Genomic DNA, 26,951 nt, shown 5'->3' with positions numbered 1-26,951 from the left:
TATCTCGTCCCTGTTCAGGAATTAGGTTGAAGCATACGAATCGGGAAGGTTTTTTCCCCATCGTTGCTGCCAATACAATCGGCATGACCCGCGGAAGGTGATTTGCACTCGATGGTCGGCACAATAAAGTTTGAGCCATCGCTGCAGATCATTTGCTCAGGGTTGGTAATGTTGAGCGCCCCCTGCTGCACGTTACCGTTGGCTGGGCCACGGCACGTTACGCCGCTGGACTGGCGGACGCTGACGGTGCCGTTGCCCTGGTCAAAATTATATTGCAGCTGGAGCGGGCGTCCGGTGTGCTTGTCCTGAATACCGCCATTCACGCGCCATTCGCCGTTAAGAAACTTCGCCGGGCCGTCCGGCAGCGTGGCCGGGAGGGTTAACGGTTCGCCCTGCGGCGCAACGAGCGGCGGGGCGGTTACCGGAGTCACGCCCGGAGGCGTCTGCTCGTCGTGGGTATCCTGTACGCCGGGCGGCAGTGGCGGTTCTACGCTGGCTTCATTTGCGTTAGCCGGCGGCGGCGCATCGCCGTCTACCGCTCTGTCAGATGTGTCGGCAGGCATCGCGGGCACCGTTGAATCCAGCGCAGGATGCGCGTCCGCGGTTGACCCTTCCACAATGCCGGGTACGGCGCGAGCGCCAACGGCGGTTTCTGACTCCCTGATCGCCACGTCATGGGTGCTGGTGGCCGGGTGCGTAGCCACAGGTTCAGCGGTGGCCGTGGTTTTATCCGCAGAAAGGCCAGGGAGGCCCGGCAGGGAAAGAGAAGGAGCGCAGCCGCGGAGCAGCCCTAACAGCAGCGCCAGCAGCAGTAACGCCAAAAGTAGCCATAGCAACCAACGCCAGCGCCAGCGGCGCGTTCGAATATCAACAAAGGGCGCGGGAGCGGGTTCGACGGTTTTTTCCGTGGCGCTGGCCTGCGGCGGAACGGCCGCGAGGGCGGCGGCGGGAACGGACGATGAACTCAGCCAATGCATCGGGTGACGTTGTTCCCCTTCCGGGTGGACAAACCCCCAAAAGGTGATCACCAGCGTTCCATTAACGAGATAGACAAACTCATAATCGGGGAAATGGGTCACAGATTTAAGCAACTGGGCAAAGACCCGACGATCGCCGCCGGTTCCGCTTTGCTCCGCGTTGAGCAGCTGTTCGCTTAGTGACTGCACTGCCATTTGAAACGCATTAAATTGCTGGCGCGCCGATTCTCGCTCCGCTTCGCTTGCGCCGCTCCACGGGATAACATCGCCGGGAAAACTGCTGTACCAGTCGGTTCTGTCACCGCCCTGATCGTTTTGCGGGATAGCCAGATGACGGGCCAGATCGCGCCCTGCATCAAGACGATAGATGGCTTCGCGTAGCTGGAAGGCCATCTTGAAAACAGGATAGCCCGTTTCACCCAGCGCCTTGAATGAAGAGTTATTTCCGGTACGAAGTAGTGGTCCCTGAATCGAATTTCGCATTATCTAACCCTTAAAGGCTGTAATTTGACTAAAGCCACAGTGGTACAGGCTAATTTTTGGTCGCGCCGGGCGTCCATTTGAAACCCCAGCCATAGTGCTTATCCATCGACTCGCGGTCGGGGAAGAAACGGTCAAGGCGTTCAACCTGAATATTGCCATCGACATTTTTGAGCCTGGCGATGGCGGCGACATTATTACGCTGGTCGCTATCCGTGAGCATGGATGTAATCGGCTGCTGTTCGGGGACATAGAGGGTGACGGAGGCGTTTGTCCCTTGCCAGTTATCGGTGCCAGCGTAAATGAAGCTATAAATCAGCACCTCATCAATGTCCTGCCAGTGGCTGCCGTTGACGAAAAGCCATTCGCCATCCACGTCATTGCCTTCACGCAGATCTTCCTGCAGCAGCAGATACGGTGGCTGGTCATAGTTGCCGGGCAAATGACTCAGCGCCTCAGCGCCGCTGATTTCACCGTTTTTTAAGCGCACAAAGGCGGCAATATCGAGATCGACAGGCTCTTTGTGGTCCCCCTGCTTCCACTGCAGATTGATTTTTATCCGGCCAAAATCCTGACGTTTCTCAAGCTTCACGCTGGGATTGGTGTCAGTTAATTCGGTATGGGTTGGTGTAACAACGGGGAGCTTCACGGCCGGGCGATGTGTAAACCACCACCAGACACCGACGAGCAGGAGCAGCAGTAGCAATAATGCCAGCCAAGGAAGAAAACCGCGCCACCAGGGGATAACCACTACTGTATGGAGGGGTGCCGCTGTGCTGGCTGTGGCCCAATTGACCAACACCGGTTCGCCGCCGACGCTATAGCCGTCGAGGTGGTGTGATTGGGTGAGCAGCGTTTGCAACGCATGTGCTGACTTATCTTCGCCGCGCGCGGCCAGCTGGCTGATTAACCCCGCCAGAATGTCCTGATATTGCTGACGTTTATTCTCAACAGTCAGCCGTTCGGCGTCATTCAGTGCGGAAAAAGGTTTAGCCAGCCCCTGACGTGCTGTCCACCACTCCAGGCGTCCTTCGGCATTGCGACGCGCGGTGGCATACAGCAGCGCCAGTGAAGGAGGAAGATGACGATGTATGATACCGACCGTCTCTTCATAGGTTGTCAGCGTTGCTTCATCAATCGGCGCGGCAGTTGTTAATCGTTGCATAAGCAAATCATTATTGTTGTGGGTGATATGCATGAGATGTGTATCATCGCATCTCAGACAGCCGGAACGTTTTCTGCGCTTTTAGCGGAGCGTATTTGCTTCTTCGAGAACTTTAATTTTGTGCTTGGCTTCGGCGACCTTTTTCTCAATCGCTGAAATTTCGCTGGCGCTCGTTGCCGCTTGTGACTGGCGCTGCAGCTCCTGCAATTTGGCAATTTCCTGCTGGCGTTCGCGGCTTTGAATCTTGCTTGATTTCAGTTTTGCGAGAGTCTGCGACAGATCCGAACGCACGGCATTTAGCCTTGCTTGTTCATCTGCCAGCTTTTGATTTAAGGTCTGCTGTCTGTTTTGGGTATAATCCTGCTGTTGCCTGGCCGATTCATTTTGATATTGGCTCAGGCGAACCTGCTGTTCTTTTTGATCAACCTGCTGACGATAACCACCCGACGTGGCGCAGCTCAGTTTGGTAATAAAGCTTGGATCTTGTGCGTGTAAATCACAGTCCTGGGGGGACGTAGTACAACCCGTAAGGACAAGGGCGGCAAGAAGTGCGTATTTTCTCATCAAATAATCCATCATTAGCGTCGAATAACGCTGCTTTAAGCAGTCTTAAACCGGCCGATAATGCTATCGGCCGAAAGGGTTAACCAAGGGAGATCGCCTGGCGCTGTTCATACAGCTCGTTGGTTTCTTGTTCCAGAGCAGCAATCTTGCTATTGAGATTGGCATATTCTTTGTTCAAATTTGCCAGCTTGCTTTTCTCTGCACTTGTGGTGGTCGTTTGACCTTGTAAAGCGACCTTATAGGCAGATTCTTTATCCTTCATGCCTTTCATGGTCTCTTTCATCTTGCTGATGTTGGCATCAATTTGCGCCAGCTGGGTTTTCGCACCGACTTTATCAAATCCAGCTTTATCTTTTTGGATGCTGATTTTGGTTAAGGTGGCCTGGTTTTCGCTAATAACTTGTTTCATCGCCAGCGTCGATTTTTCAACCGCTGCGGTATCTTTGCTGATGTCATTATCCATAGCCTGCAGACGATCGGCTGTAGAGGCATAATCTTTTTTCAGGCCATCAAGATAGTAGTTAGCGGTCATACCTGCAGCACAGCCAGCTGCGCCACCAATTGCAGCGCCGGCAAGCGCTTTCTTCGAGTCACCTGCTAGCGCCCCTACTAACGCGCCGAGAGCTGCGCCGGATACGGCGCCTACGCCACAACCTTGTGCACCAGAAGCGCTAAAGAACTGTGATTGTTCTGTGGTGGTAAGGCGAGGATCCGGCTTTGTCCCAGACAGGAGAGAGCTTCCGGTATTGGCACAGCCTCCAAGTAACAATGCTGCGGAAATCACGATGCATGTGGTAGTTCGGTTAAATGTATTCACAATCTTTTTCCTTAAAAATAATTAAGTAACGACAAGCAAGCTGTATCAACTAAAAATTTAGAATTAGTAATGATTTTGTCCGACATTACTGATTATTGTATTAGTTATAAGATGTCAAAAGAGCTATTCAAAGAGTATTTAAATAATAAGCAATAAATTAATTGCAATGCGTTATTATGTGTTCGTAGGTATCCCGCACTGACAGCTTATGCAATTTTGTGTTTTCGTATCACTTTATGTTGGCCTTGCTGCTGAAACACATCTTTTTCAAAAATAATCGACATTTTCGAATTCGTAGGCCTTACCATGAAACATGGGAGGATATCTCCACATAAAACATACATTCCGTGAATGTATCTCAGCGTCTGACATTTTTCCAGTGTGTACAATTAGAATGTTGATTCAACTGATTAATCTGTATTTAACACACTAAAGATCATGCCAGAAATGCCGATAAATCACAAGTATGCTGCCGTCTTTACTTGTGATGTAGGTAGGGTTACAGTTCTTGTTTTCGCCGATGTAATCTGTATTTGATACCTTAATGTAGTTGTTTATTAGTTGCAGTGTTTTGTGTATGCGTGGAAGGATGAGTGTACGTAAAGTGGCAGGCGGGAATGTTAATGGAAACCTTGAAATATACTTTTTGGAGATAGGAGTGTTTTTAATTTAATATGCATGAAATTTTCATTCACTATCACCTTCTTGATTATATGTCCGTGATCTGATGCAAGTATCTATGAATCTAAAAAAGGGTGTAGTGAATTTTTTCTAACGGAATATACAATGTGGTTTTGTCCATCCATCAATGTTTGTTAAAATCATTTTATGAATCGATTCCGCGCACGATTAAATTGGAAGACTTTTTAGTACAGGGCTAAATAACTGATCCTAATACCGCTACACTTTATCCAGCCCGTGTTTTCCACCGGGGAATGGGCTGACGGTATCCATAAAGTGATGAACCTTTTTCAACAGTTGCCACATTGAACGGCACTGGTGATTTCGGGTTATTGTCTCATGAAGCGCCTGCCACAACCGTTCGACATGATTGACCCATGGCGAGTAAACCGGCTGATAAATGACCCTGAACTTCTGGTTTGCTTTCAGCCAGCGCAACGTTTCACGGCTTTTGTGGATAATGTAGTTATCGACAATGAGCGTAATCGTTTTTGCCCGCCGGTATGTCGCCTTAAGATGTTTTAACAGTCTGATAAATAAAGATGAACCTTTACTGTTTCCACCTACGTAGCTGACTTTTCCCGTACCGCTGTGCAGCGCACCGGCAAGATAGTACTTTTCATTCTGGCCCGGTGTGACAACACGTTTTTGCTGCCCGCGTAACTGCCAGTCAGCACCGATTTTCGGGTTGAGATGAATATCCACTTCAGCTTCGTAAAACACGGGATTTTCCGCACTGCATTTCGCCAGTGCTTCATGGATAGCGACCATTTTTTCTTCTTTGTGTGGGTCACGGATACGCAGTGTCGGCGCTGCTCTGCGCCATACCAGCCCGGCAGCAGGTAACCATCTCCGGATGGTTGAGGCATGTAGCGGACAACCGGTGACATCACGGATTTTTATCGCCAGCAGTTCGGTACTCCAGCGGGAACGCTGATAACCGAAATCGCCGGGAGAATGCTTCACAAGCTCACGCAGCAATGCGCAAATATGTTCGAACGGCCAGCGCCTGCCACGTCCTGACGGTAATGACTTCAGGCCTTCAGCACCAGACAGAGTGAACCAGTTAATCCAGCGACCAATCGATGAGCGGGCACAGCAGAGTGTTCTGGCCACATGACTGACGCGCTCGCCCCGGTGCAACATCAGCATGGCGGTCAGTCTGCGGGCATAATTTTTATCACGCGTTTTATGGATAGCTTTCTGCATCAGGCGTCGTTCGTCACGGGGAATTGGTGCTATGATCGGCATCGCTCAGTCCGGTTGGTGATTTGGGATATTCAGCGATTGATCAGATCGCACAATTCGGGCTGAGTTCCCTCAAAGTGATCTACTATTCCGAACAGTTATTTAGATTATCCGTGGCGATTCAGAACGTAATTTCAGAAAGTTTCTCGATGTTCCTCAAAACAAATTTGTTTCAGCCATTAGTAATACCTTTTCAGTACGCTATACCGAAGAGCTCCGGCAACAACTGGAAGATTCACCTTTTGATATTTTTTTGTATTCCAGTCGACAGGATTCCGTGTTTCGGATCCCTGTGGCGGGGAGCTTTACTGCGGGAGATGTAATCAACATTCTGCGGAATTTTTTCCGCCTTCCGAAACCAGCGACATTTTCAGACGAAAACATTCAGGTATCGCTTAATCATTCTTTGGTCTTTGATGGCAAAAAAGTCCCTCTTAAAAAGACCCTGGGAGAGGTGGGGGTTGTCCATGGTTATGTCGTTACTTTCTGGACTCAATTTGCCTGGAAAGACCTGAAAGATTTCCGGTTTGATGGCGATGTTATTCATTATGGCGTTCCCACATTGAGTAAAGAAGAACGCAGGGATAGGGCACTGGCCAGATATAAAAGAATGATACAGGAAGGATTCCGTGAGGCTGAGACAGGTATTATAACTGATATATCCGTAGAAAAATGAGGTGGGGGTTGATTTAGCAGGTATTGAATCAGGGATGATGGAAAATTCATCCCTGACTTTTTTACTGAATTGGTGACGCATTCGGAACATCGTAGATATGTGCGGCAAAGTGTGACTGCAGGCGATGGTCAAGCAGGGCCTGAAATATATCGGAACAGCAGGCATCACTGGCAATAATCCTGCCCTGTTCATCAAACTGAAGATTCAGCCGGAACCGCGAGGCATGTTCCCTGAGGCTTGCCATAAACTCCGGTAACTTATAGAATCCTTTTTCTTTTATGGCCGATGCTCTTCTTAGCTGCATTGCGTTTGTTCCGACATATCTTTTTAGTGGCCCGGCATCAGTAAAGAGCTGACTGAATTCTGGTTCATCAACGAGATCGTTAAAGTTAGTAAGGTGAGCTTTTTTATAACTCAGAAGGGATTCAAACGTTTTTTTGTTTTTGATGAAAACATTGTCACCAAGAATATAAAAATCGAAATCTTTTGCTATGTTAAAACGAGGGGTGTCATCTATTTTTAATTTATTGTTTTTGAAAACAACAGATCGTAATCCGGATTGTTTTTTCGTTGCCCATGATGGATCTGTTTTTTTGACACAATGTAGTACAGTATCTCCGGACACCAGTTTCACAGAGTAAAAATCACAGTTCACCAGTTCTTTGATTTCTTTTACTTTTCTGGCCTGTGTCTGGTCCGCAGATAGTGCTGTAATTGCAACCGCAGAGGTTTCTCCGGAACCAATCAGCATCAGGCTGGCTTCATTGTTCTGGGCCAGCAGTGAATACTCAATAGTCTCCGTGTATTTTCCTCTTTCAGCACAAATAAATTCCGTCAGTTCAGTTTTGAGTTCAGGAACAACAGTGATCCATTTCCCCCTGTATACCGGGTTACTTTTTACTGTCTGTTTCCTGAACACCCAGACAGAAAGTGTTGCACTCTGGATATCAAAATCCTGTAATTCTTTAAGTTTCATCCTTATCTCCACTAATAATAATGACAGACTGTATTGTCTGATATTCGTAATCAGAATCAGGGGAAATACTCAGGTTTGATAATACCACACCTGAGTGTGTGTTTTTGCTACCTGGATGTCGATAAGTTACTTCATACATTTTCCAGTTGAATACGATAAGTATAGGGTTGAGTATTATTTGTCCGGTCTTATAAGACAGCCAGAAGAGCCAGAGAAGAAATACAATAAACCCAAAAAATTTGTTGGTTTCTTGGTAATTAATGCTCATGAACGAAACAATGTAAGGGAGAACATAGTTCATCAGGTCTGACGGCGTATACTTTACTTCCAGAATCCTGATTTTTTGCTCATCGCTTTTAGCCAGTTTTAATATAAGCCATGAAATAAGAAAACATACCAGGCAGATGAGAAATAAACTGACGGACAGTAATGGTTCCTTAAACGGCAGGTTACAGGAGTCAGATGTCAGTAAATCAAAGCAAAGATGCCTTTTATATTTACTGTCATCAAAATCCTGAATGAGCAGGATCATACTAAGTGGCAAATATGAGCCCAGAAATACAGCAAACGCAAACGGCAGCCTTGGGGTCATTTTACCTCCTAACCTGTGGGGAAACTCACATCTTACCAATATTTGATGACAACCGGGAAGGTGTTTAACCAGCCGGATGCTTCCACAACGGTCAGTAGCCGGCCCTTTTTAATTCGACAGCAAGTCGTTTAAGACTCTCATCCAGATATCTGTGATTCTGCTTTAGTTCTTTTTTCATTAGTTCCGTGTGATGTTCCAGGTCCGGGTTATCTCCCGCCCGACTGACCGGAAAATCATCATCAGAAGACAGACGCCCATTCCTGCTGTAATCCATCACGATACAGACTAGGGTTGCAAGGTCTATCACCCTGTGCAGAGGAAGTTCTTCTGACTGCCTTGACCATTTTTCTCCGGTATTGCGCCAGACTTTAGCTGACAACTCTGTCCAGCCGGGGGAATTCCACTGCGCGATGCCGACTGACAGGCCTTTGGCATCGCTGTCGTCAGCGTATGGACCATCAATACGATCATAATTTTCGACAGTAATGACAGGTTTATGTTTCAGATAAACGGGGATCTTCATGGTCAGTAGCCTCTGGATTGATATCAGATACTGCACAATTTACAGATTTTACTAAATTATAAAATTCTGTAAATATAACATTATATGTTTGTTGTTTTAATTTAAATGGTTAATGGAAAGCCGGGTATTTATCTGATTCTGTTTCGTACGGTTTGCTGTCAGTCTTTACAAAAAAAAATCCAGAAGGTGAAGCCAGCCAACCGTAAAGGCTGGATGGCTGATTACGAGGCTTATAAGTGAAATCCTGATTATCTCAGTGGATTATTGACTCTGGCGTAGTCAAAAGGAGAAACAACCTCGTGAATGTTTGCGTCGATAAAATCCCCCCACCATTGCAGCATCAGTCTTCGTTCATCCAGAAACTCCGCCTTGTGAATGTAAGCCGCCCGTACGCCATTACGCTCCTGATGGCTCATCTGACGTTCAACCGCATCTCTCGACCATAATCCTGATTCAATCAACGAACTGCAGGCCATTGCCCGGAATCCGTGACCACAGACATCGACCTTTGTATCGTAGCCCATCAGTCGCAGTGCGTTATTCACGGTATTTTCACTCATGGGTTTCCATGGATTGTGATCGCCGGTGAAAATCAGTTCATGTTCTCCGCTGATCGTGTGGATCTGCTGCAGTATATTCAGCGCCTGAGTAGAGAGTGGCACAAGATGCTCTGTTCGCATTTTTGAGCCACGATGGGAATACTTGACCCCTTCAATAGGTTCCCGCTCAGGAGGAATGGTCCACATGGCTTTCTTAACGTCGATCTCAGACCACCTGGCAAAGCGTAGTTCACTGGAACGGATGAAGATGAGCAGGGTAAGTTTAGTTGTCAGTCGGGTGAGAGGTTGCCCTCTGTATGCATCCAATCGTTCAAGTAGCTCTGAAATGCGATTTAAGGCGAGGGCAGGGCGGTGCTGGCGTTTCACTGTCGTTAAAGCGCCAGCCATATCAACGGCGGGGTTATAGGTGATAATGCCTGACTGGGCAGCATAGCGCATGATTGCAGTGATACGCTGCTGAAGGCGCGCTGCAATCTCATAGATCTCTTTGGCTTCGGCTGCCTTTACTGGAACAAGTAAATCGGGAGTTCTGAGGGTGGTAATGTCACGTGAGCCAATAAAGGGAAACACATGAGTTTCGAGGCTTTTAAGTATCTTCTCACTGTGTGAAGCTGACCATTTTTTGTTGCTCTTATGCCACTGCCTTGCGATGCCTTCGAATGTCTGAGCTGTTTCAGGCACAGACTTTTTGATCCGTTTATGTTCGCACGGGTCAGTTCCCTCAGCTATCAGCTTCCTCGCCGTATCGCGTTTTTCCCTTGCCTCTGATAACGAGACTTCAGGATAGATACCCAGAGCGAGCGTTTTCTCTTTGCCCAGAAACCGGTAGCGGAGCCGCCAGTAGCGCGAGCCGTTAGGGTGAACGAGCAAAAACATGTTGCCGCTGTCTGCAAGTTTATAAGGTTTTTCATCCGGTTTAGCTGCACGGATTTTAGCGTCAGTGAGCGCCATTGGCGGTATCTCCTGATAGTAAAAGGGGTATAAATTTTATCGAATCAGACTATACCCTCAGTTGTACCCTCGCAAGGGACTTGATGCGGGTTGAAGTTGATTGAGTTGGGTGGAGTTAAGGGATTGTAGAAGGGTTGATTTTTGCGGGCTTAGAATGCAAAAACGGACCTCCGTGGAGGTCCGTTGATATGAATTTGGTGCCCGGACTCGGAATCGAACCAAGGACACGGGGATTTTCAATCCCCTGCTCTACCGACTGAGCTATCCGGGCAACGAGGCGCATTAAACCGTAGTCGCTCCTTCACGTCAACCAAATTCACCGAAAAGCTGTTCAACTGCTTACTATTGCGGCAATCTACGCGTTTGCGTCGGGGGATTGCACAAATCTTCCAGACATCGGCGCGGCAATCGGGCAATGCTGGCGGTGAGAGGGGGGCGGTATGGCAACGAAAGACTGGCTTGAGCTGCGACAGCATGCCGATACGGGCATTGAGACAATCAAAGCGCACTTTGAAGGGTACGCGTTTGACCCGCACTGGCATGATAGCTATCTGGTGGGGATCACGCTGTCTGGCACCCAGCAGTTTCACTGTCGTCGCGAGCGTCACCATAGCGTGCCGGGCGATGCCTTTCTGCTGGAGCCGGGGGAAATTCACGACGGTGAAGCGCCGGTGGCCGGTGGCTTTACCTATCTCACCTTTTACCTCGACGAACGCTGGCTGACCAACACGTTGCGCGGGCTGTATGACGCCACGCCGGACAGCTATTCGCTGCACTTTAACCAAACGCTCACCCGCGAACCGCAGCTGGTACGGGCGATTGGCGAGACGTTCAGCACGCTGCATACCGATGAGATGCGCATTGTGCAGCAGAGCAGCATGGACGGCCTGCTGGCGCAGCTGACCGCGCACTGCCAGTGGCGCAAGCGACTGCCGTCGGCGATTCAAAGCTCGGCGATTGCCCATCGGGCGCGGGATTATCTGCATGCGCATATGGGCGACAATATCGGGCTGTCTGATTTAGCGCGGGAGACGGGTACCGACCGTTTTACCCTCACGCGCAGCTTTAAGCGTGAGTTCAACCTGGCCCCACACGCGTGGTTGATCCAGCTGCGGTTGGCGAAAGCGCGCCAGCTGCTGTCGCTGGGCGAGCAGCCGGTGGACGTGGCGGCGACGCTCGGCTTTGCCGACCAGAGCCACCTCGGACGCTGGTTCCAGCGGGCGTATCGCATCTCACCGGCCCACTACCGTCGGTTGTGCACAAACCTTCCAGACGTTTCCAATAAATAACGGCACAGTCGGGGCTCTAATAATAAGGAGTCACCTGTGAATATCATGCCGTTTCTGCTGTTTGCTTTTGTCGCGTCGATAACGCCGGGGCCGACCAATATCCTTGTTCTGACCAATAGCCAGCACTATGGCGTGCGGGCGACTATTCCGGCGCTCGTCAGCGGCTGCGTAGCGGCAAGTTTAATTGTTCTGGTCTCCGGCGCGGGCGCGGGTGAGCTATTGCGCCAGTATCCGCTGGTGCGCCTGGTGATGAGCTGGGCGGGCGTGCTGTGGCTGACGTGGATGAGCTGGCAGCTGTTCTGCGCGCCGGCGGCGAATATTGCCGGGCAGTCACATCATCGCTTTACCGCGAAAGCGGCGGCGCTGTTGCAGGTGATAAACCCGAAAACCTGGATGATGGCGCTGGCGGTGGTGAGCCTGTTTGCTCCGGCGGGCGAACACGCGGTACGTGAGGTGGCGCTGATGGCGCTGTGGTTTTTGCTGATCTCGGTGGCGTGTCTGATGTGCTGGGCGTGGCTGGGGAAAGCGGTGAACCGGGTGTTCCGCACCACCGTAGCGATGGTGCGGTTTCAGCGGCTGATGGCGCTGTGCCTGTTGGTCTCCGCGTGGGCGGGGATGCTGGCTTAGGTCAGCGCGCCGTTCTGGCGGCACTGGGCAAAGCGCAGGATGTCTTCGGCAAGACGGTGCGCGGTGTCCACGTCGGCCTGGCTGCGGCTGACCAGCATGCGGCTCAGGCAGCCTTCCAGCACCAGTTGCATCTGTTTGGCGACCATTGGCGGGTCATCCACTTCCAGCTGACTTAACAGCTGATGGCTGTACTCATAGGCGGCCTGCTTCTGCTGCTCGGCGAGCTGGTGAATCGGGTGATCCGCCTCCGGGTAGAAGGTACAGGCGGCGATAAACAGGCAGCCAGGATAGCGGTTTTTCGCCACGCATTCGGTCAGCGCGGTGTAGCGGGCCAGCAGTTTTTGCTCGGGGGTCAGTTCCTCATTAAGCATCAACTGGCGACGCCAGGTCTCCACCTGCTGGCTCAGGTAGCGCAGCGCGTCATACAGCAGCGCTTCGCTGTCCGGCCAGAAACGGCGCAGTTCGTCCAGCGGGCGATCTACGCGTTCGGCAACCATCTCCAGCGTGGTGCTCGCAATCCCTTCTTGCTCAAGGAGCTGTAGAGCTTCTCCCAGTACGTCTTCGCGTTGCACGGTGTTTCTCCTCCGTTCCTGACAGTTTCCCGTCTAAAAGTGTTGTCTACGGTTGGCGATCGCGCAAATGTGCGCGGAACGCGGCGGCATCCTTGAATCCGGTCACCCGTAGTGCGGGCTGCTCGTTGCCGTTCTCGTCAAAGAAGAGAATGGTCGGCAGGCCCAGAACCTGTAAATGTTTTAGCAGCGCCACGTCCTCGGCGCTGTTGGCGGTCACGTCCGCCTGTAGCAGTACCGTGTTTTGCAGCGCCTGCTGTACCTGCGGGTCGCTGAAGGTGTACTTCTCAAACTCTTTGCAGGCCACGCACCAGTCGGCGTACAGGTCGAGCATCACCGGCTTACCCTGAGCGTTGGCGAGCGCCGCGTTCAGTGTTTCAACATTGCTGATGCGGGTAAAGTTGAGGTGCGATTGGCTTTGCGCCACGGTGGTGCCAAAGGCCCAATCCTGTAACGGGCGCACGCTAATCAGCGCGGCAGCGAGCAGGAGTATTTGCCCAATGCGCTGCCACGGTTTTTGCAAACCCAGGCTAGTAATAAACGCCCAGCCGAAGAACGCCACGCCGAGCATCGACCACAGCCGTAGCCCCCAGACGTCGCCAATAATGCGTTCCAGCAGGAACACCGGCAGGGCGAGGATCACAAAGCCAAAGGCGGTTTTGACGTGCGCCATCCACGGCCCGCTTTTTGGCAGCAGGCGGTTGCCGAATACCGTCACCAGAATCAGCGGCAGACCCATCCCCAGCGCGTAAAGGTACAGCGTACCGCCGCCGAGCCACAGATTACCGCTTTGGGCGATGTACAGCAGAATGGCGCTCAGCGGCGCGGTGGTGCACGGCGAGCAGATAAGCCCGGCAATTGCCCCCATGGCAAATACGCCGCCCATCGAGCCGCCCTGCTGGCGATTGCTCATCAGGGTGAGGCGGGTTTGCAGCGACGATGGCAATTGCAGCGAGAAGGCACCAAACATCGACAGCGCCAGCAGGATAAATACTGCCGACAGACCAATCAGCACGTACGGATGTTGAAGCGCCGCCTGGAACTGCATCCCGGCAGCGGCCACCACCAGGCCGAGCGCGGTGTAGGTGAGCGCCATGCCCTGCACGTAGATAAAGGCCAGCAGCAGCGCGCGGGCGGTGGAGAGGCGCTGTTTACCGCCGAGGACCATGCCGGAGATCAGCGGGTACATCGGTAACACGCAGGGGGTGAAGGCGATGCCGATGCCGATTAATAGGGCCCAGAGGGCGGAGAACGGTAAGTCCGCGCTGGTGTTGCCCCTCACCCCGGCCCTCTCCCCGGAGGGGAGAGGGGGAGGTGTCTGCGCGGCTTGGGCGACCGCGCTCAATGGTACGGTTTTGGTTTCCGGCGGGTAGCAGAAGCCCGCATCGGCACAGCCCTGGTAGGTGACGGTGAGCGTCGCGCCGGCGTTCGCTTGGGTTAGCGTCACCGGCACGGTCAGGCTGTGGCGATAGATTTCGCTTTTGCCGTAAAACTCGTCGCTATGCCACTCGCCGTTGGGCATCTGAAGCGGGGCGATGCTGGCGTTAGCCGGGGTCACCTGCACCTGTTTGCGGTAGAGGTAGTAGCCGTCTTTCACCTGCCAGGTGAGGTTCACATCGTGCTGGTTTTGCTGAAAATCAAAGGCGAAGGCCTGATCAGCAGGAACGAAATGAGTGCGGCCGGGCGCGTCGAACAGCCCGGCAAAGGCTGAGGTGCTGCACAGCAGCAGAATCAGCGTAAGGAAGCGTTGAGCCATGAGAGGTAATCAGTATCTGCGTGAGTAACGGGTAAAACCAGAAGTTCGGGCGTTTGATACGGGTGGTGAGTCTTCAGACAATCGAGCAGCGCTTGCTGGTGCGCGTGGTCGGTTTTCAGCAGCATCTGCACTTCATACTCCTGTTCGAGTTTCCCCTCCCAGTAGTAGAGCGATGTTGCGCCGGGCAGCAGCGTGGCGCAGGCCGCCAGCTTTTCCGCCAGCACTTTCGCCGCCAGATCCTGGGCGGTGGCTTCATCAGGAGCAGTACAGAGAACCACAACAGCGTCGGGAATACTCATTGCAAACCTCGTATCGATGAAAAGAGGCACTATAGCACGGTGGGGAATGGGGTTTGAATGAATCGGGCCGCAGCGCGGCCCGACTTTAATGATTTTTACAGCGGATTAGAGCATCAGGCCGCCGAAGATAAAACCGAAGATCACGCACAGCGTAATGGCGATAACGCCCGGGATCAGGAAGGCGTGGTTAAACACGTATTTGCCGATACGGGTGGAGCCGGTGTCATCCATTTCTACCGCCGCCAGCAGCGTTGGGTAGGTTGGCAGCACGAACAGCGCGGAAACCGCCGCAAAAGAGGCAATGGCTGTTAATGGGGTGACGCCGAGCATCAGCGCCGCAGGCATCAGCGCTTTGGTGGTCGCCGCCTGGGAGTAAAGCAGGGTGGCGGCAAAGAACAGCACCACCGCCAGCAGCCACGGGTAGTTATGCAGCAGGTCGCCCGCTACCGCCTGAATGTCGGTGATATGCGCTTTCACGAAGGTATCACCCAGCCATGCGACGCCCAGTACGCACACGCAGGCGCTCATGCCGGACTTAAAGGTGCTGGCGTTGAGGATCTCGCCGGTATCGACTTTACAAGTGATGCAAATCAGCGTGGCGATGGTCAGCATGAATACCACAATCGCTTCGTTACGCGGCAGTATCGGGTTCTGAATCAGCCCAACGGTGTCGCTGATGGCGGTGGCGTAGAACATCACCGCCACAATACCAATCAGGAACAGCAGGACGGAGCGTTTCGCATGCGGCTTCAGCTCAAACACTTTGCTGCCGCGCAGGCGCACTTCGCCTTTTGCCAGACGTTCCTGATACACCGGGTCATCTTTCAGCTCGCAGCCGAGGAAGTTACAGACAACGGCGGTGAGCATGACGGCAATCAGCGTGACCGGAATACAGATAGCCAGCAGCGTCAGGTAGCTTACGCCCATCGGTTCGAGGATACCGGCGAAGAACACCACCGCCGCAGAGATGGGTGAGGCGGTAATCGCAATCTGCGAGGCCACCACGGCAATAGAGAGTGGGCGAGAAGGGCGGATACCCTGCTCTTTGGCCACTTCGGTGATGACCGGCAGCGTGGAGAACGCGGTGTGCCCGGTACCCGCCAGAATGGTCATAAACCAGGTGACCAGCGGCGCTAAGAAGGTGATGTATTTAGGGTGGCGGCGGAGCAGTCGCTCGGCCAGACTGACGAGATAATCCATCCCGCCGGCGATTTGCATCGCGGCAATGGCAGCGATAACCGCCATGATGATTTCAATAACGTCAAAGGGTATCGCACCGGGTTTAATTTGAAAGATGAGCGTCAGCACCAGCACGCCGAAACCGCCGGCGAAGCCGATACCAATGCCGCCAAGTCTTGCCCCCAGATAAATGGCAAGAAGCACAATGACCAGTTCTGCTCCAAACATAGTAGCCTTCCTTGTTTAACAAGTTGATATGTAATTGTTGTGTTTTCGTGAATTATAGAAACAAAAAAGGCATGTCATCATGACATGCCTCAGTTTATTAGTTAGAAAGACTACTGTTCGCTTTCATCGGTATAGCGCTTCGCTTTATAGGCCGGATGCATCAGGTTCTGCGGAGAGAAGATATCGTCCAGCTCCGTTTCCGTCAGCAGGCCGCGCTCCAGCACCACTTCACGCACGCTCTTACCGGTTTCGGCACAGATTTTACCGACGATGTCGCCGTTGTGGTGGCCGATGAACGGGTTGAGGTAGGTGACGATACCAATTGAGTTATAGACGTAGCTTTCGCACACTTCTTTGTTCGCGGTGATGCCGTCGATACATTTTTCCAGCAGGTTGTAGCAGGCGTTGGTCAGGATGTGGATAGACTCAAACAGCGCCTGGCCAATGACTGGCTCCATCACGTTCAGCTGCAGCTGACCGGCTTCAGACGCCATGGTGACGGTGGTGTCGTTGCCAATAACCTTGAAGCAGACCTGGTTCACCACTTCTGGCACCACTGGGTTCACTTTGGCTGGCATGATGGACGAGCCCGCTTGCAGTTCCGGCAGGTTGATTTCGTTCAGGCCAGCGCGTGGGCCGGAGGAGAGCAGGCGAAGGTCGTTACAGATCTTCGACATTTTCACCGCCAGGCGTTTCAGCGAGCTGTGCACCATCACGTAGGCGCCGCAGTCGGAGGTCGCTTCAATCAGGTCTTCCGCCGGGACAACCGCCAGGTTACTGACTTCCGCCAGCTTCTGCACTGCCAGTTGCTGATAGCCGTCCGGGGTGTTCAGGCGGGTACCGATAGCGGTCGCGCCGAGGTTCACTTCCAGCAGCAGTTCTGCGGTGCGCAGCAGGTTTTTGGTTTCTTCGGTCAGCAGCACGTTGAACGCGTGGAACTCCTGGCCCAGAGTCATCGGTACCGCGTCCTGCAGCTGGGTACGACCCATTTTCAGGATGTCCTGGAATTCCGCCGCTTTGCGCTGGAAGCCTTCGCCCAACTGATTAATCGCATCAATCAGCTTCAGAATAGAGGTGTACACCGCGATGCGGAAACCGGTTGGGTAGGCATCGTTGGTGGACTGGCATTTGTTGACGTGGTCGTTCGGGTTCAGATACTGGTATTCGCCTTTCTGGTGACCCATCAGCTCCAGGCCAATGTTTGCCAGTACCTCGTTGGTGTTCATGTTAACGGAGGTGCCGGCACCGCCCTGGTAAACGTCTACCGGGAACTGATCCATGCATTTGCCGTTATTCAGGACTTCATCACAGGCAGCAATAATGGCATTCGCCACGCCTTTAGGGATTGTTTGCAGTTCTTTGTTCGCCAGGGCCGCTGCTTTTTTCACCATCACCATCCCACGGACAAATTCCGGGATGTCGCTGATTTTGCTGTTACTGATGTAAAAGTTTTCAATCGCTCTCAGAGTATGAACGCCGTAGTAAGCGTCAGCCGGAACTTCCCTGGTACCCAACAGATCTTCTTCGATACGAATGTTGTTTAGCATGTGAACCTTCTATTTGCGAGCTGCCAATGATTTCACCAAATGCGCATAATCTGAATGGTTATGCGTTTTATGACCGCAGATTATTTCCTTAATCGGCCCGGTGTCCATGATCATATGCTGATAATAGCGGATTGCAGTAATCTGGATCACTTATTATCAGACGGAGCGGATAAGAATTATTGATTTGTGAAATGAGTCACCGCTTGACCATCGTTGACAAAAATATGGATAGGCGCTGATTGAAATACGGCGAATCACCACCATCTAAAAGTAGTGCAGCGGGCTGTGAATCGCTGCAAACGCGCGAATCGCGTGATTTTTCGAACAGGAGATGCCAGTGCGCTGGATACCGTTAATTGCCATTTTTCTCTATGTTTACATTGAGATATCGATTTTTATCCAGGTCGCCCATGTGTTTGGCGTCCTGCTGACGTTAGTGCTGGTTATTTTTACCTCCGTCATCGGCATGTCGCTGGTGCGCAATCAGGGCTTCAAAAACCTGATGCTGATGCAGGAAAAAATGCAGGCGGGCGAAAGCCCGGCGGCCGAGATGATCAAAAGCGTGTCGCTGATCCTCGCCGGTTTGCTGCTGCTGTTGCCAGGGTTCTTTACCGACTTCTTAGGTCTGGTGCTGTTGCTGCCGCCGGTGCAGAAACACCTCACCGTGAAGTTGATGCCGTATCTGCACTTTAATCGGATGCCGGGCGGCGGGTTTGCGGGCGGTACCACGGGCGGGCAGACGTTTGACGGTGAGTATCAGCGTAAGGACGAGCGACCAGACCAGTTGGATCACAAAGACGATAATCGCCCGTAAGTGGTGGCGATAATAAAAAGCCGGAACGCGTTGAGCCTCCGGCTTTTTTATTGCCTGATGGCGCTACGCTTATCAGGCCTACAAATGGCGCGTAGGCCGGATAAGGCAACGCCGCCATCCGGCAACTCTGTCGCTAGGCCTTCCTTTTCGGCAGCAGCACCCACAGCGCCGCCAGCATCACGATCGCGTACAGGCTCTTCCATCCCACCATCGACAGCAACAGCACGCACAGCGCTACGCCCACGACGGATAATGCGCGGTAGCGCCCGCTCAGCAACCGGCATCCCGCCAGCATGCACAGCAGATAAATCATAATAAAGATGCCGTTGGCGTAGACGATCAGCGCGTCGAGATTGATGTTCAGCCAGTAGCTGGCAAGCGTGCTCACCATGCAACTACCAATCACCACGCTCAGCGCATTGCGCGGTACCAGCCCCGGCGACAGGCGCGCCAGATAGCTATCCGGCGTGGACTGCGCCTGCGACCACACCAGCCGGGCGAAGCTCTGAATATAGATATTGAGGCTGGCGAAGCAGGCAAGGAAGCCGACGACGCTCGCCACCCACAGCGCTTTCACGCCGAAAAGCTGTACCACGATGGTTGGTAGCGAGGCCGCAGCGGTATTAGCGGCGCCGTAGGCATGGAAGTGCAGTACCAGTACGGTACAGGCCCAGTAGACCACGCCCGCCAGCAGCAGGCCGATAATCAGCGCGCGCGGGAAGTCGCGCTCCGGGTTGCGGAATTCCGAGGCCATATGGGCAAACGCCTCCAGGCCGACAAAGCACCAGAACATCACCGACAGCGCGGCGAAAAGCTGTGAACTGTCGATATCAGGCAGGGCTGGGAAGGGGATCGCTTTTACCGAGATATCGCCGTAGACCCAAATGGCGGCCAGCAGGGCAACGATCAAAATGGCGACCAGCGTCTGCAAATTAGCGCTGGAGCTGGCGCCGCGTGAGCCCAACCACCAGACGATTGCCAGCGTTGCCACTTCCGCCATTAGCAGCTGCCAGCCATGCCAGCCGAACAGCGCCTGGGTAAAACCCGAAGCAATATGCAGCGCGGCGGGCAGGCCAACCGGGATAACCGAGAGGAACAGCCAGCCGGTGACGCGGGCGAGACGAGGGCCAAAGGCCATCTCGACGAAGTGCGCCACGCCGCCTGCGCTGGGGAAGTGTCGGCCGAGGAGGGCAAAAACGATAGCGACCGGAAAGACCAGCACGATTAACGCGGGCCACGCCCACAGGCTGTTGTCGCCAGCAACCAGCGCCCCCAGCGCCGGGACGGCAAAGACGCCGGTGCCGAGCAGCGACGTCGATAGTAATCCTACTCCCTGAGCTAACCCGAGCTCCTGTTTAAGTCCTGCCATGTCCCTCGTCCACACCCTTGCAAAAAGAGCAAAATATTACCACATCCCCTCTCCCGGCGGCCCCGCGTCATTGTGCTGTTCTACGCTGGCAATACAGCGATTTATCGCGATTGCATCGCCGAACAAAATTTTTTTTAGGGTGCCCCCTTGAAGGGCAAAATAACCATCCCCATCTCTCAGGCACTAGCCGGAAAACCGCTTACGGCCCGGCATCACCCATAACTGATAATGACTTTCTCAAAGGAGAGCTATCAATGAGTATTCGTCCGTTACATGATCGTGTGATCGTCAAACGCAAAGAAGTTGAAACCAAATCTGCTGGCGGCATCGTTCTGACCGGTTCTGCGGCAGCAAAATCAACTCGTGGCGAAATCATCGCTGTCGGTAAGGGCCGCATCCTGGAAAACGGGACCGTGCAGCCGCTGGACGTTAAAGTTGGTGACATCGTGATTTTCAACGATGGCTACGGCGTGAAATCTGAGAAGATCGACAATGAAGAAGTGTTGATCATGTCTGAAAGCGACATCCTGGCAATTGTTGAAGCGTAAGCAACGCGCGAACGAATTTGAGGAATAGAAGAAATGGCAGCTAAAGACGTAAAATTTGGTAACGACGCTCGTGTAAAAATGCTGCGCGGCGTTAACGTACTGGCAGACGCAGTTAAAGTTACCCTGGGCCCTAAAGGCCGTAACGTTGTTCTGGACAAATCTTTCGGCGCACCGACCATCACTAAAGATGGCGTATCTGTAGCACGTGAAATCGAACTGGAAGACAAGTTCGAAAACATGGGTGCACAGATGGTGAAAGAAGTTGCCTCTAAAGCGAACGACGCTGCAGGCGACGGTACCACCACCGCGACCGTACTGGCTCAGGCTATTATCGCAGAAGGCCTGAAAGCCGTTGCTGCGGGCATGAACCCAATGGACCTGAAGCGCGGTATCGACAAAGCCGTTCTGGCTGCAGTTGAAGAACTGAAAGCGCTGTCCGTACCTTGCTCCGACTCTAAAGCGATTGCTCAGGTTGGTACCATCTCCGCTAACTCCGACGAAACCGTAGGTAAACTGATCGCTGAAGCGATGGATAAAGTCGGTAAAGAAGGCGTGATCACCGTTGAAGACGGTACTGGTCTGGAAGATGAGCTGGACGTGGTTGAAGGTATGCAGTTCGACCGTGGCTACCTGTCCCCATACTTCATCAACAAACCAGAGACTGGTGCTGTTGAGCTGGAAAGCCCGTTCATCCTGCTGGCTGACAAAAAAGTTTCCAACATCCGCGAAATGCTGCCAGTTCTGGAAGCCGTTGCGAAAGCAGGTAAACCACTGGTTATCATCGCTGAAGACGTTGAAGGCGAAGCGCTGGCTACCCTGGTGGTTAACACCATGCGCGGTATCGTGAAAGTCGCTGCTGTTAAAGCACCTGGCTTCGGCGACCGTCGTAAAGCTATGCTGCAGGACATCGCAACCCTGACCGGCGGTACCGTTATCTCTGAAGAGATCGGTATGGAGCTGGAAAAAGCAACCCTGGAAGACCTGGGTCAGGCTAAACGCGTTGTGATCAACAAAGACACCACCACCATCATCGATGGCGTGGGTGAAGAAGCTGCGATTCAGGGCCGCGTTGCTCAGATCCGCAAACAGATTGAAGAAGCAACTTCTGACTACGACCGTGAAAAACTGCAAGAACGCGTAGCGAAACTGGCTGGCGGCGTTGCGGTAATCAAAGTCGGTGCGGCTACCGAAGTTGAAATGAAAGAGAAAAAAGCACGCGTTGACGATGCCCTGCACGCGACCCGTGCTGCGGTAGAAGAAGGCGTGGTTGCTGGTGGTGGTGTTGCGCTGGTTCGTGTAGCCGCTAAACTGGCTGGCCTGACCGCTCAGAACGAAGATCAGAACGTCGGTATCAAAGTTGCGCTGCGCGCGATGGAAGCGCCACTGCGTCAGATCGTTTCCAACGCCGGTGAAGAGCCATCTGTTGTTGCGAACAACGTGAAAGCGGGCGAAGGTAACTACGGTTACAACGCAGCAACTGAAGAATACGGCAACATGATCGACTTCGGTATCCTGGACCCAACTAAAGTGACCCGTTCTGCTCTGCAGTACGCGGCATCCGTTGCGGGCCTGATGATCACCACCGAGTGCATGGTGACCGACCTTCCAAAAAGCGATGCTCCTGATTTAGGCGCAGCTGGCGGCATGGGTGGTATGGGCGGTATGGGCGGCATGATGTAATCGTGCGCTATACCCCATAGCATCAAGAAACCCCCGAGCAGAAATGTTCGGGGGTTTTTCTTTTGGTCATCTTTTAGGTATAAGGTTTACACACGGACGACATGCGTCCAGCTCATTGATTATGGGGAATAACATGCAGGTAAAATATTTGGCAGGGATCGTTGGCGCGGCGCTGCTGCTGGCCGGCTGTAGCTCAACTACGGAGCTGACCTCTGGCGGCCAGAACGTACGCTTTGTAGAAGATAAACCGGGCGCGGAGTGTCAGCTGCTGGGCACCGCGACGGGCACTCAGGGTAACTGGCTTTCTGGCCAGCAGGGTGCGGAAGGCGGTTCTCTGCGTGGTGCGGCCAATGCGCTGCGTAACCATGCCGCAGAGATGGGTGGCAACGTCATTTATGGCGTAAGCAGCCCGACGCAAGGCGTACTCTCGAGCTTTGTGCCGACAGACAGCGAAATGAACGGTCAGGTTTATAAGTGCCCGAACTGATTCACGCGTAGCGCCCCCGCTAGTATTCCGGGGGCGTAGTGCGTCAGGCTTTTTCTGCGTTTTTTTCCACGCTTTGCTGTAGCTGATACAGCGCCTGCATGTAGGCATCAGCCGTGAAGGTTTTACGTTTGTCAGAAGAGAGCGCTCTGACAAAAACCTGACACGGTAAGCCCGCTATTTTCTTCAGCCTTGGGCTGCAATCTAACAGTCGACGGGTGACGGCTTCGACGTCTTTGGTACCCGGTTTGCTGCGTGTTTTAATCACCGTTCCGCTAAACTGCGTTTTCCCTTCGGTATCGGTATAACGATAGATAACCGCCAGATGGTGAACGAACAGGTTTCGTTTCCAGGTTGGATGGTCGTAAGTGTCGTATTCCAGATTACCGCCTGTCTGGCAGTCCACATCGTACAGCGGCAGGAAGTCCAGCATCGAAGAGATACGCAGTGACAACTCGTTCATTCCCGCGTTATTGATGGCATGGACCATCACGGTCACCATCAGCTCGATTTGTAGCAGATCAACGACCAGCTCGACCTTTTTTCCGGAGTGCAGCGTCAGGGTAAACGTCAGGGTTTCATGGTCATCATGCGTAAGTGAGATGGCGTTGACGCGCAGATTCACGTCGGCATGCTCCAGCGTTTCACGCTGAAGTGCCGGGATATTCTGATGCATTTTCGCGGCGGCCTTATCACGCGCTTTTTCGTAGCGGCTACGTTCGTCGGCGCTGAGCTGCGGGATCTGCGCAAGGCGGTATTCGAGGGCAATAAACAGATCTTTCAGGACGATAGCGGGCAGGAAAAAGAGCGACGCTTTGTTACGCGGCTCTTTCACTTTCAGGGCCAGCGCAATGAAGTTATTTTCCTGACGAATAACACCTGCGTTAATGCCTTTGATGGAAATAGACAAACGGTTCTCCTTTACCATTTTTAGGTTAAATGTATTTTATTAACCTATTGATTTAAATTATTTTTATATGGGTATTAATGGTTAAAATAACACAGGCCACTATGATGTCCAAAAAAAGAGGCAGACCGAAGTCTGCCTTTAAATTTCGTTTACCGCTGACGTAGCTGAAGATCCAGCGGCGTTTTACTTGGTTCGCCGCCAATTTCCCGCGCCAGCCTCGGCACCATATAGCCGGAGACCAGTGTGAGCAGTTCGCGCATGATTTCGCGCGCTTCGTCATCGCTGACAAGGAAATGGGCCGCGCCCTGAACTTTATCCAGCACGTGCAGGTAATAAGGCATCACACCGGCATCAAACAGCGCATTGCTGAGGTTCGCCAGGGTTTGTGCGTTATCGTTCACGCCGCGCAGTAATACGCTCTGGTTGAGCAACGTTACCCCTGCCTGGCGCAAGCGTGCCATGGCCTGACGGAATTCATCGTCAATCTCATTGGCGTGGTTGATATGGTTCACCAGCAGGATCTGCAACGATGAACGCTCAAAGCGTGACGTCAGCGTGTCGGTGATGCGCGCTGGAATAACGATCGGCAAGCGGCTATGAATACGCAGGCGCTTGATATGTGGAATGGCCTCAAGCTGGGTGAGCAGCCAATCCAGTTCGTGATCTTTTGCCATTAGCGGATCGCCGCCGGAGAAAATGATTTCGTCCAGTTCCGGATGCGCACTCACGTAGTCCAGCGCGGCCTGCCAGTTCCGCTTATTGCCCTGATTGTCGGCATACGGGAAGTGACGGCGGAAGCAATAACGACAATTCACCGCACAACCGCCTTTTACCAGCAATAGCGCGCGATTGCGGTATTTATGCAGCAGTCCGGGGACCACGCTGTGCTGCTCTTCCAGCGGATCGGTGGAAAAACCGGGCGCGGCGATAAATTCTTCCTGTGAGGTAAGTACCTGACGCAAAAGCGGATCGTTCGGGTTGCCTTTCTCCATTCGCGCCACAAACGCACGCGGAACGCGCAGGGCAAACAGGCGCTTAGCCTCACGGCCAGCGAGCAAATTTTCATCAGCGTCTATATTCAGAAGACGTAATAGTTCATCCGGATCGGTGAGAACATCGGCAAGTTGCATCAACCAATCTTCTCTGGATGGGGTATTTAGGGTTACAATATGCGCCATTTTGTGGCTTAGCTACCATTTAACAATTTCAGAGGGCCTTATGGCGACTTACTATAGCAACGATTTTCGTGCTGGTCTTAAAATCATGATGGACGGCGAACCGTACGCGGTTGAAGCCAGTGAATTCGTTAAACCGGGTAAAGGCCAGGCATTCGCACGCGTTAAGCTGCGCCGCCTGCTGACCGGTACTCGCGTAGAGAAAACCTTCAAGTCTACTGACTCCGCTGAAGGCGCAGACGTTGCCGACATGAACCTCACCTTCCTGTATACCGACGGTGAATTCTGGCACTTCATGAACAACGAAACCTTCGAGCAGCTGGCTGCCGATGAGAAAGCGGTTGGCGATAACGCTAAATGGCTGCTGGATCAGGCTGAGTGCATCGTGACCCTGTGGAACGGCCAGCCTATCGCCGTGACCCCACCGAACTTCGTTGAGCTGGAAATCATTGAAACCGATCCAGGCCTGAAAGGTGATACCGCAGGTACTGGCGGCAAACCAGCTACCCTGTCAACTGGCGCTGTGGTTAAAGTTCCACTGTTCGTCCAGATTGGCGAAGTGATCAAAGTGGATACCCGCTCCGGCGAATACGTATCTCGCGTGAAGTAATTCATGCTTTGATCGCCCGGCGCAGCAGCGATGCTGCGCCAGCCTTTTCCCCGTCCGTTCCAACCTTCTGTTTATCCCGCTTCGTCTTCTTCCGAAAAAAACGCTTACCTCCAACATCCTGACCGAAGTTGTCTATGCTTATGGAGCAAGATAATTAAAACTGACTCTTAAGGATGACATTATGGTGAAAAAAGCGATTGCAGCATTTTTTACGGTTCTGGTTCTCTCCTCAGCGTTGACTGCCTGTAACACCACTCGCGGAGTGGGTCAGGATATTTCAGATGGCGGTAATGCCATTTCTGGAGCCGCAACCAAAGCGCAGCAGTAAATTGAATCTGGCGGTACAACAAGCGGTTGTACCGCCGTTTTTCAACGCCTATAATCCCCCCGTTATGCTTTCCAACACCTTGCGGGACGACCCGTAAGCGTATCTCAACCGGGGACGGCCCCATCGTTATGGAGCCTGATATGTCCTGGTTAATTCTCTTTATTGCTGGCCTGCTGGAAGTCGTCTGGGCCGTTGGCCTCAAATACACTCACGGTTTTAGCCGCCTGGTGCCGAGCGTGATTACCATCGTGGCGATGGTTGCCAGCATGGCGCTGCTGTCGTGGGCGATGAAAAGCCTGCCGATAGGAACGGCCTATGCGGTATGGACGGGGATTGGCGCGGTCGGCGCGGCAATTACCGGCATTCTTCTGCTGGGCGAGTCGGCAAGTCCGATGCGCATCGCCAGCCTGGCGCTGATTGTGATGGGAATTATTGGATTAAAGATGAGTGCGCATTAATTCCGTGTGGAACCGTAGGCCGGATAAGGCGTAGCCGCCATCCGGCAATGCGCCTGATGGCGCTGCGCTTATCAGGCCTACAGACCCTGCGCAGCGCCAATGAGGTTAAATAAACAGCACGCCGACCAGCGTCACCACCGTTAGAATCGCTGCCAGACCGTAGAACACCCACTTCCCGTTCGGAACATGGATTTTCAGGTCATGCATCGCATGGTGAATACGGTGCAGGCCGCACCACAGCGGCAGCACGATCATCAGGAAGATAAACGCGCGGCCAATCAGGCTGTGGGCAAAGCTCAGCACGCGTTCGTAGCTGAAGGCATCGGCCGGTGCCAGGCCTAACGGCAGCAGCACGCCAACCAGCAACACGATGACCGGCGCAATAATCGCGCCCCACATGCCGCCTGCGCCAAATAGACCCCAGAATACCGGTTCATCGGAACGTTTTGGGTTCGGGTTAATCATACCAGTCTCCTTACCAGAACAACGCGACAAGCAGAATCACCACGCTGACTAGCGCGGTAACCACCCAAAGCCCTTTGATAATCGGCTCTGGCCCCATTTTTTCGCTTTTAACGATGATGTTGGCGGCCTTTGGCGCCAGCTCAAACCAGGTCTTGGTATGCAGCAGCGCGGCGGCCAGGGTAATCAGGTTCAGCACCACCACCACCGGGTTTTGCAGGAAACCAACGTAGCCCGCCCAGCTTTCCGCGCCGTGCTTCAGCGCAAACAGGCCGTAAATCAGCACGATGCTGAACCACACCGTCGGTACTGCCGTCCCTTCACGCAGCATATAGAAGCGATAAAACGGCAGATTTTTCCACCAGGTGGACGGCATTGGCCGTACATAGGGTTTGCGTTTAGTCGTCAT

29 protein-coding genes and 1 tRNA gene are annotated in these 26,951 nt (G+C 52.9%); 10 read left to right on the top strand and 20 right to left on the bottom strand.

What is annotated here, in order from left to right:
- Window positions 1-14 precede the first annotated feature (14 nt).
- The 5 genes from ACH1XZ_RS17655 to ACH1XZ_RS17635 all read right to left on the bottom strand — a co-directional run bounded on the left by ACH1XZ_RS17655 (window position 15) and on the right by ACH1XZ_RS17635 (window position 5,935).
- Entirely contained in the window at window positions 15-1,460 is a 1,446-nt protein-coding gene (locus ACH1XZ_RS17655) for an SrfA family protein (protein WP_270502560.1), read from the bottom strand.
- Between the two features lie 49 nt (window positions 1,461-1,509).
- Window positions 1,510-2,622 (bottom strand): tellurite resistance domain protein, encoded by a 1,113-nt coding sequence (locus tag ACH1XZ_RS17650; RefSeq protein ID WP_073970863.1) that lies wholly within the window; start codon window positions 2,620-2,622, stop codon window positions 1,510-1,512.
- 81 nt (window positions 2,623-2,703) lie between these two features.
- Window positions 2,704-3,186, bottom strand: a complete 483-nt coding sequence (locus tag ACH1XZ_RS17645) for a hypothetical protein (protein WP_270502559.1) — start codon at window positions 3,184-3,186, stop codon at window positions 2,704-2,706.
- Window positions 3,187-3,265: 79 nt separating this feature from the next.
- On the bottom strand, window positions 3,266-4,003 hold the full coding sequence (locus ACH1XZ_RS17640) for a glycine zipper domain-containing protein (RefSeq protein ID WP_040232073.1): 738 nt from the start codon (window positions 4,001-4,003) through the stop codon (window positions 3,266-3,268).
- A 900-nt stretch (window positions 4,004-4,903) separates the two neighbouring features.
- Complete coding sequence (locus ACH1XZ_RS17635) at window positions 4,904-5,935, bottom strand: IS630-like element ISSpu2 family transposase (RefSeq protein WP_270502558.1); 1,032 nt, start codon at window positions 5,933-5,935, stop codon at window positions 4,904-4,906.
- 274 nt (window positions 5,936-6,209) lie between these two features.
- On the opposite strand from ACH1XZ_RS17635, the gene ACH1XZ_RS17630 reads away from it, so the two are divergent.
- On the top strand, window positions 6,210-6,608 hold the full coding sequence (locus ACH1XZ_RS17630; RefSeq protein ID WP_270502557.1) for a hypothetical protein: 399 nt from the start codon (window positions 6,210-6,212) through the stop codon (window positions 6,606-6,608).
- A 61-nt stretch (window positions 6,609-6,669) separates the two neighbouring features.
- On the opposite strand, the gene ACH1XZ_RS17625 is transcribed toward ACH1XZ_RS17630, so the two are convergent.
- The 5 genes from ACH1XZ_RS17625 to ACH1XZ_RS17605 form a co-directional block, all read right to left on the bottom strand.
- Complete coding sequence (locus tag ACH1XZ_RS17625) at window positions 6,670-7,584, bottom strand: Kiwa anti-phage protein KwaB-like domain-containing protein (protein WP_270502556.1); 915 nt, start codon at window positions 7,582-7,584, stop codon at window positions 6,670-6,672.
- The gene (locus tag ACH1XZ_RS17620) at window positions 7,574-8,176 is read right to left on the bottom strand and encodes a hypothetical protein (RefSeq protein WP_270502555.1); all 603 of its coding nucleotides are present in this window, start codon (window positions 8,174-8,176) and stop codon (window positions 7,574-7,576) included. The genes ACH1XZ_RS17625 and ACH1XZ_RS17620 overlap by 11 nt, the downstream gene beginning before the upstream one ends.
- Window positions 8,177-8,267: 91 nt before the next feature.
- Window positions 8,268-8,699 (bottom strand): DUF6530 family protein, encoded by a 432-nt coding sequence (locus ACH1XZ_RS17615; protein ID WP_005123253.1) that lies wholly within the window; start codon window positions 8,697-8,699, stop codon window positions 8,268-8,270.
- Between the two features lie 248 nt (window positions 8,700-8,947).
- Window positions 8,948-10,210, bottom strand: a complete 1,263-nt coding sequence (locus ACH1XZ_RS17610) for a tyrosine-type recombinase/integrase (protein WP_270502554.1) — start codon at window positions 10,208-10,210, stop codon at window positions 8,948-8,950.
- A 195-nt stretch (window positions 10,211-10,405) separates the two neighbouring features.
- A tRNA-Phe gene (locus ACH1XZ_RS17605) sits at window positions 10,406-10,481 on the bottom strand.
- 169 nt (window positions 10,482-10,650) lie between these two features.
- Between ACH1XZ_RS17605 and ACH1XZ_RS17600 the strand changes: the two genes are divergently transcribed.
- On the top strand, window positions 10,651-11,499 hold the full coding sequence (locus ACH1XZ_RS17600; RefSeq protein ID WP_220439661.1) for an AraC family transcriptional regulator: 849 nt from the start codon (window positions 10,651-10,653) through the stop codon (window positions 11,497-11,499).
- A 36-nt stretch (window positions 11,500-11,535) separates the two neighbouring features.
- Window positions 11,536-12,126 (top strand): LysE family translocator, encoded by a 591-nt coding sequence (locus ACH1XZ_RS17595; RefSeq protein ID WP_395596582.1) that lies wholly within the window; start codon window positions 11,536-11,538, stop codon window positions 12,124-12,126.
- Here the strand turns inward: ACH1XZ_RS17595 and ACH1XZ_RS17590 are convergent.
- The 5 genes from ACH1XZ_RS17590 to aspA all read right to left on the bottom strand — a co-directional run bounded on the left by ACH1XZ_RS17590 (window position 12,123) and on the right by aspA (window position 17,704).
- Complete coding sequence (locus ACH1XZ_RS17590; protein WP_395596581.1) at window positions 12,123-12,698, bottom strand: transcriptional regulator; 576 nt, start codon at window positions 12,696-12,698, stop codon at window positions 12,123-12,125. The genes ACH1XZ_RS17595 and ACH1XZ_RS17590 overlap by 4 nt on opposite strands.
- 46 nt (window positions 12,699-12,744) lie before the next feature.
- Window positions 12,745-14,451, bottom strand: coding sequence for a protein-disulfide reductase DsbD (locus tag ACH1XZ_RS17585; RefSeq protein ID WP_395596580.1), 1,707 nt, complete (start codon window positions 14,449-14,451; stop codon window positions 12,745-12,747).
- The gene (gene cutA / locus ACH1XZ_RS17580; protein WP_395596579.1) at window positions 14,427-14,750 is read right to left on the bottom strand and encodes a divalent cation tolerance protein CutA; all 324 of its coding nucleotides are present in this window, start codon (window positions 14,748-14,750) and stop codon (window positions 14,427-14,429) included. Before cutA ends, ACH1XZ_RS17585 begins: the two co-directional genes overlap by 25 nt.
- A gap of 105 nt (window positions 14,751-14,855) precedes the next feature.
- Window positions 14,856-16,157 (bottom strand): anaerobic C4-dicarboxylate transporter, encoded by a 1,302-nt coding sequence (locus ACH1XZ_RS17575; protein WP_395596578.1) that lies wholly within the window; start codon window positions 16,155-16,157, stop codon window positions 14,856-14,858.
- 110 nt (window positions 16,158-16,267) lie between these two features.
- On the bottom strand, window positions 16,268-17,704 hold the full coding sequence (gene aspA, locus ACH1XZ_RS17570) for an aspartate ammonia-lyase (protein WP_395596577.1): 1,437 nt from the start codon (window positions 17,702-17,704) through the stop codon (window positions 16,268-16,270).
- 337 nt (window positions 17,705-18,041) lie between these two features.
- Here aspA and ACH1XZ_RS17565 point away from each other — a divergent pair, with 337 nt between their 5' ends.
- On the top strand, window positions 18,042-18,518 hold the full coding sequence (locus tag ACH1XZ_RS17565) for an FxsA family protein (protein WP_333497341.1): 477 nt from the start codon (window positions 18,042-18,044) through the stop codon (window positions 18,516-18,518).
- Window positions 18,519-18,651: 133 nt separating this feature from the next.
- Here ACH1XZ_RS17565 and yjeH read toward each other — a convergent pair whose 3' ends face one another.
- A complete protein-coding gene (yjeH, locus tag ACH1XZ_RS17560) occupies window positions 18,652-19,887 on the bottom strand; it encodes an L-methionine/branched-chain amino acid transporter (protein ID WP_395596576.1) in 1,236 nt (411 codons plus the stop codon).
- Between the two features lie 254 nt (window positions 19,888-20,141).
- Here yjeH and ACH1XZ_RS17555 point away from each other — a divergent pair, with 254 nt between their 5' ends.
- From ACH1XZ_RS17555 to ACH1XZ_RS17545, 3 genes are all read left to right on the top strand, one after another.
- Window positions 20,142-20,435, top strand: a complete 294-nt coding sequence (locus ACH1XZ_RS17555) for a co-chaperone GroES (RefSeq protein WP_003855929.1) — start codon at window positions 20,142-20,144, stop codon at window positions 20,433-20,435.
- Between the two features lie 33 nt (window positions 20,436-20,468).
- The gene (gene groL / locus ACH1XZ_RS17550; protein WP_395596575.1) at window positions 20,469-22,115 is read left to right on the top strand and encodes a chaperonin GroEL; all 1,647 of its coding nucleotides are present in this window, start codon (window positions 20,469-20,471) and stop codon (window positions 22,113-22,115) included.
- 133 nt (window positions 22,116-22,248) lie between these two features.
- A complete protein-coding gene (locus ACH1XZ_RS17545; protein ID WP_035894232.1) occupies window positions 22,249-22,602 on the top strand; it encodes a DUF4156 domain-containing protein in 354 nt (117 codons plus the stop codon).
- A 43-nt stretch (window positions 22,603-22,645) separates the two neighbouring features.
- On the opposite strand, the gene yjeJ is transcribed toward ACH1XZ_RS17545, so the two are convergent.
- Both yjeJ and epmB read right to left on the bottom strand, forming a co-directional pair.
- Window positions 22,646-23,509 (bottom strand): YjeJ family protein, encoded by an 864-nt coding sequence (yjeJ, locus tag ACH1XZ_RS17540; protein WP_395596574.1) that lies wholly within the window; start codon window positions 23,507-23,509, stop codon window positions 22,646-22,648.
- A gap of 149 nt (window positions 23,510-23,658) precedes the next feature.
- Entirely contained in the window at window positions 23,659-24,687 is a 1,029-nt protein-coding gene (gene epmB / locus ACH1XZ_RS17535; protein ID WP_395596573.1) for an EF-P beta-lysylation protein EpmB, read from the bottom strand.
- 40 nt (window positions 24,688-24,727) lie between these two features.
- Between epmB and efp the strand changes: the two genes are divergently transcribed.
- The 3 genes from efp (at window position 24,728) to sugE (ending at window position 26,080) form a co-directional block, all read left to right on the top strand.
- Entirely contained in the window at window positions 24,728-25,294 is a 567-nt protein-coding gene (gene efp, locus ACH1XZ_RS17530; protein ID WP_035894230.1) for an elongation factor P, read from the top strand.
- A gap of 181 nt (window positions 25,295-25,475) precedes the next feature.
- Window positions 25,476-25,622, top strand: a complete 147-nt coding sequence (gene ecnB, locus ACH1XZ_RS17525; RefSeq protein WP_395596572.1) for a lipoprotein toxin entericidin B — start codon at window positions 25,476-25,478, stop codon at window positions 25,620-25,622.
- A gap of 140 nt (window positions 25,623-25,762) precedes the next feature.
- A complete protein-coding gene (gene sugE / locus ACH1XZ_RS17520; RefSeq protein WP_395596571.1) occupies window positions 25,763-26,080 on the top strand; it encodes a quaternary ammonium compound efflux SMR transporter SugE in 318 nt (105 codons plus the stop codon).
- A gap of 105 nt (window positions 26,081-26,185) precedes the next feature.
- On the opposite strand, the gene frdD is transcribed toward sugE, so the two are convergent.
- Both frdD and frdC read right to left on the bottom strand, forming a co-directional pair.
- Complete coding sequence (gene frdD / locus ACH1XZ_RS17515) at window positions 26,186-26,545, bottom strand: fumarate reductase subunit FrdD (RefSeq protein ID WP_395596570.1); 360 nt, start codon at window positions 26,543-26,545, stop codon at window positions 26,186-26,188.
- 10 nt (window positions 26,546-26,555) lie between these two features.
- On the bottom strand, window positions 26,556-26,951 hold the full coding sequence (gene frdC, locus ACH1XZ_RS17510; protein WP_395596589.1) for a fumarate reductase subunit FrdC: 396 nt from the start codon (window positions 26,949-26,951) through the stop codon (window positions 26,556-26,558).

The sequence above is a fragment of the Kluyvera chengduensis genome, from assembly GCF_044197065.1.
Classification (GTDB): Bacteria; Pseudomonadota; Gammaproteobacteria; order Enterobacterales; family Enterobacteriaceae; genus Kluyvera; species Kluyvera ascorbata_C.
Note: the sequence above shows the minus strand (reverse complement) of the source record. Positions and strands in the feature narration are given on the sequence as shown.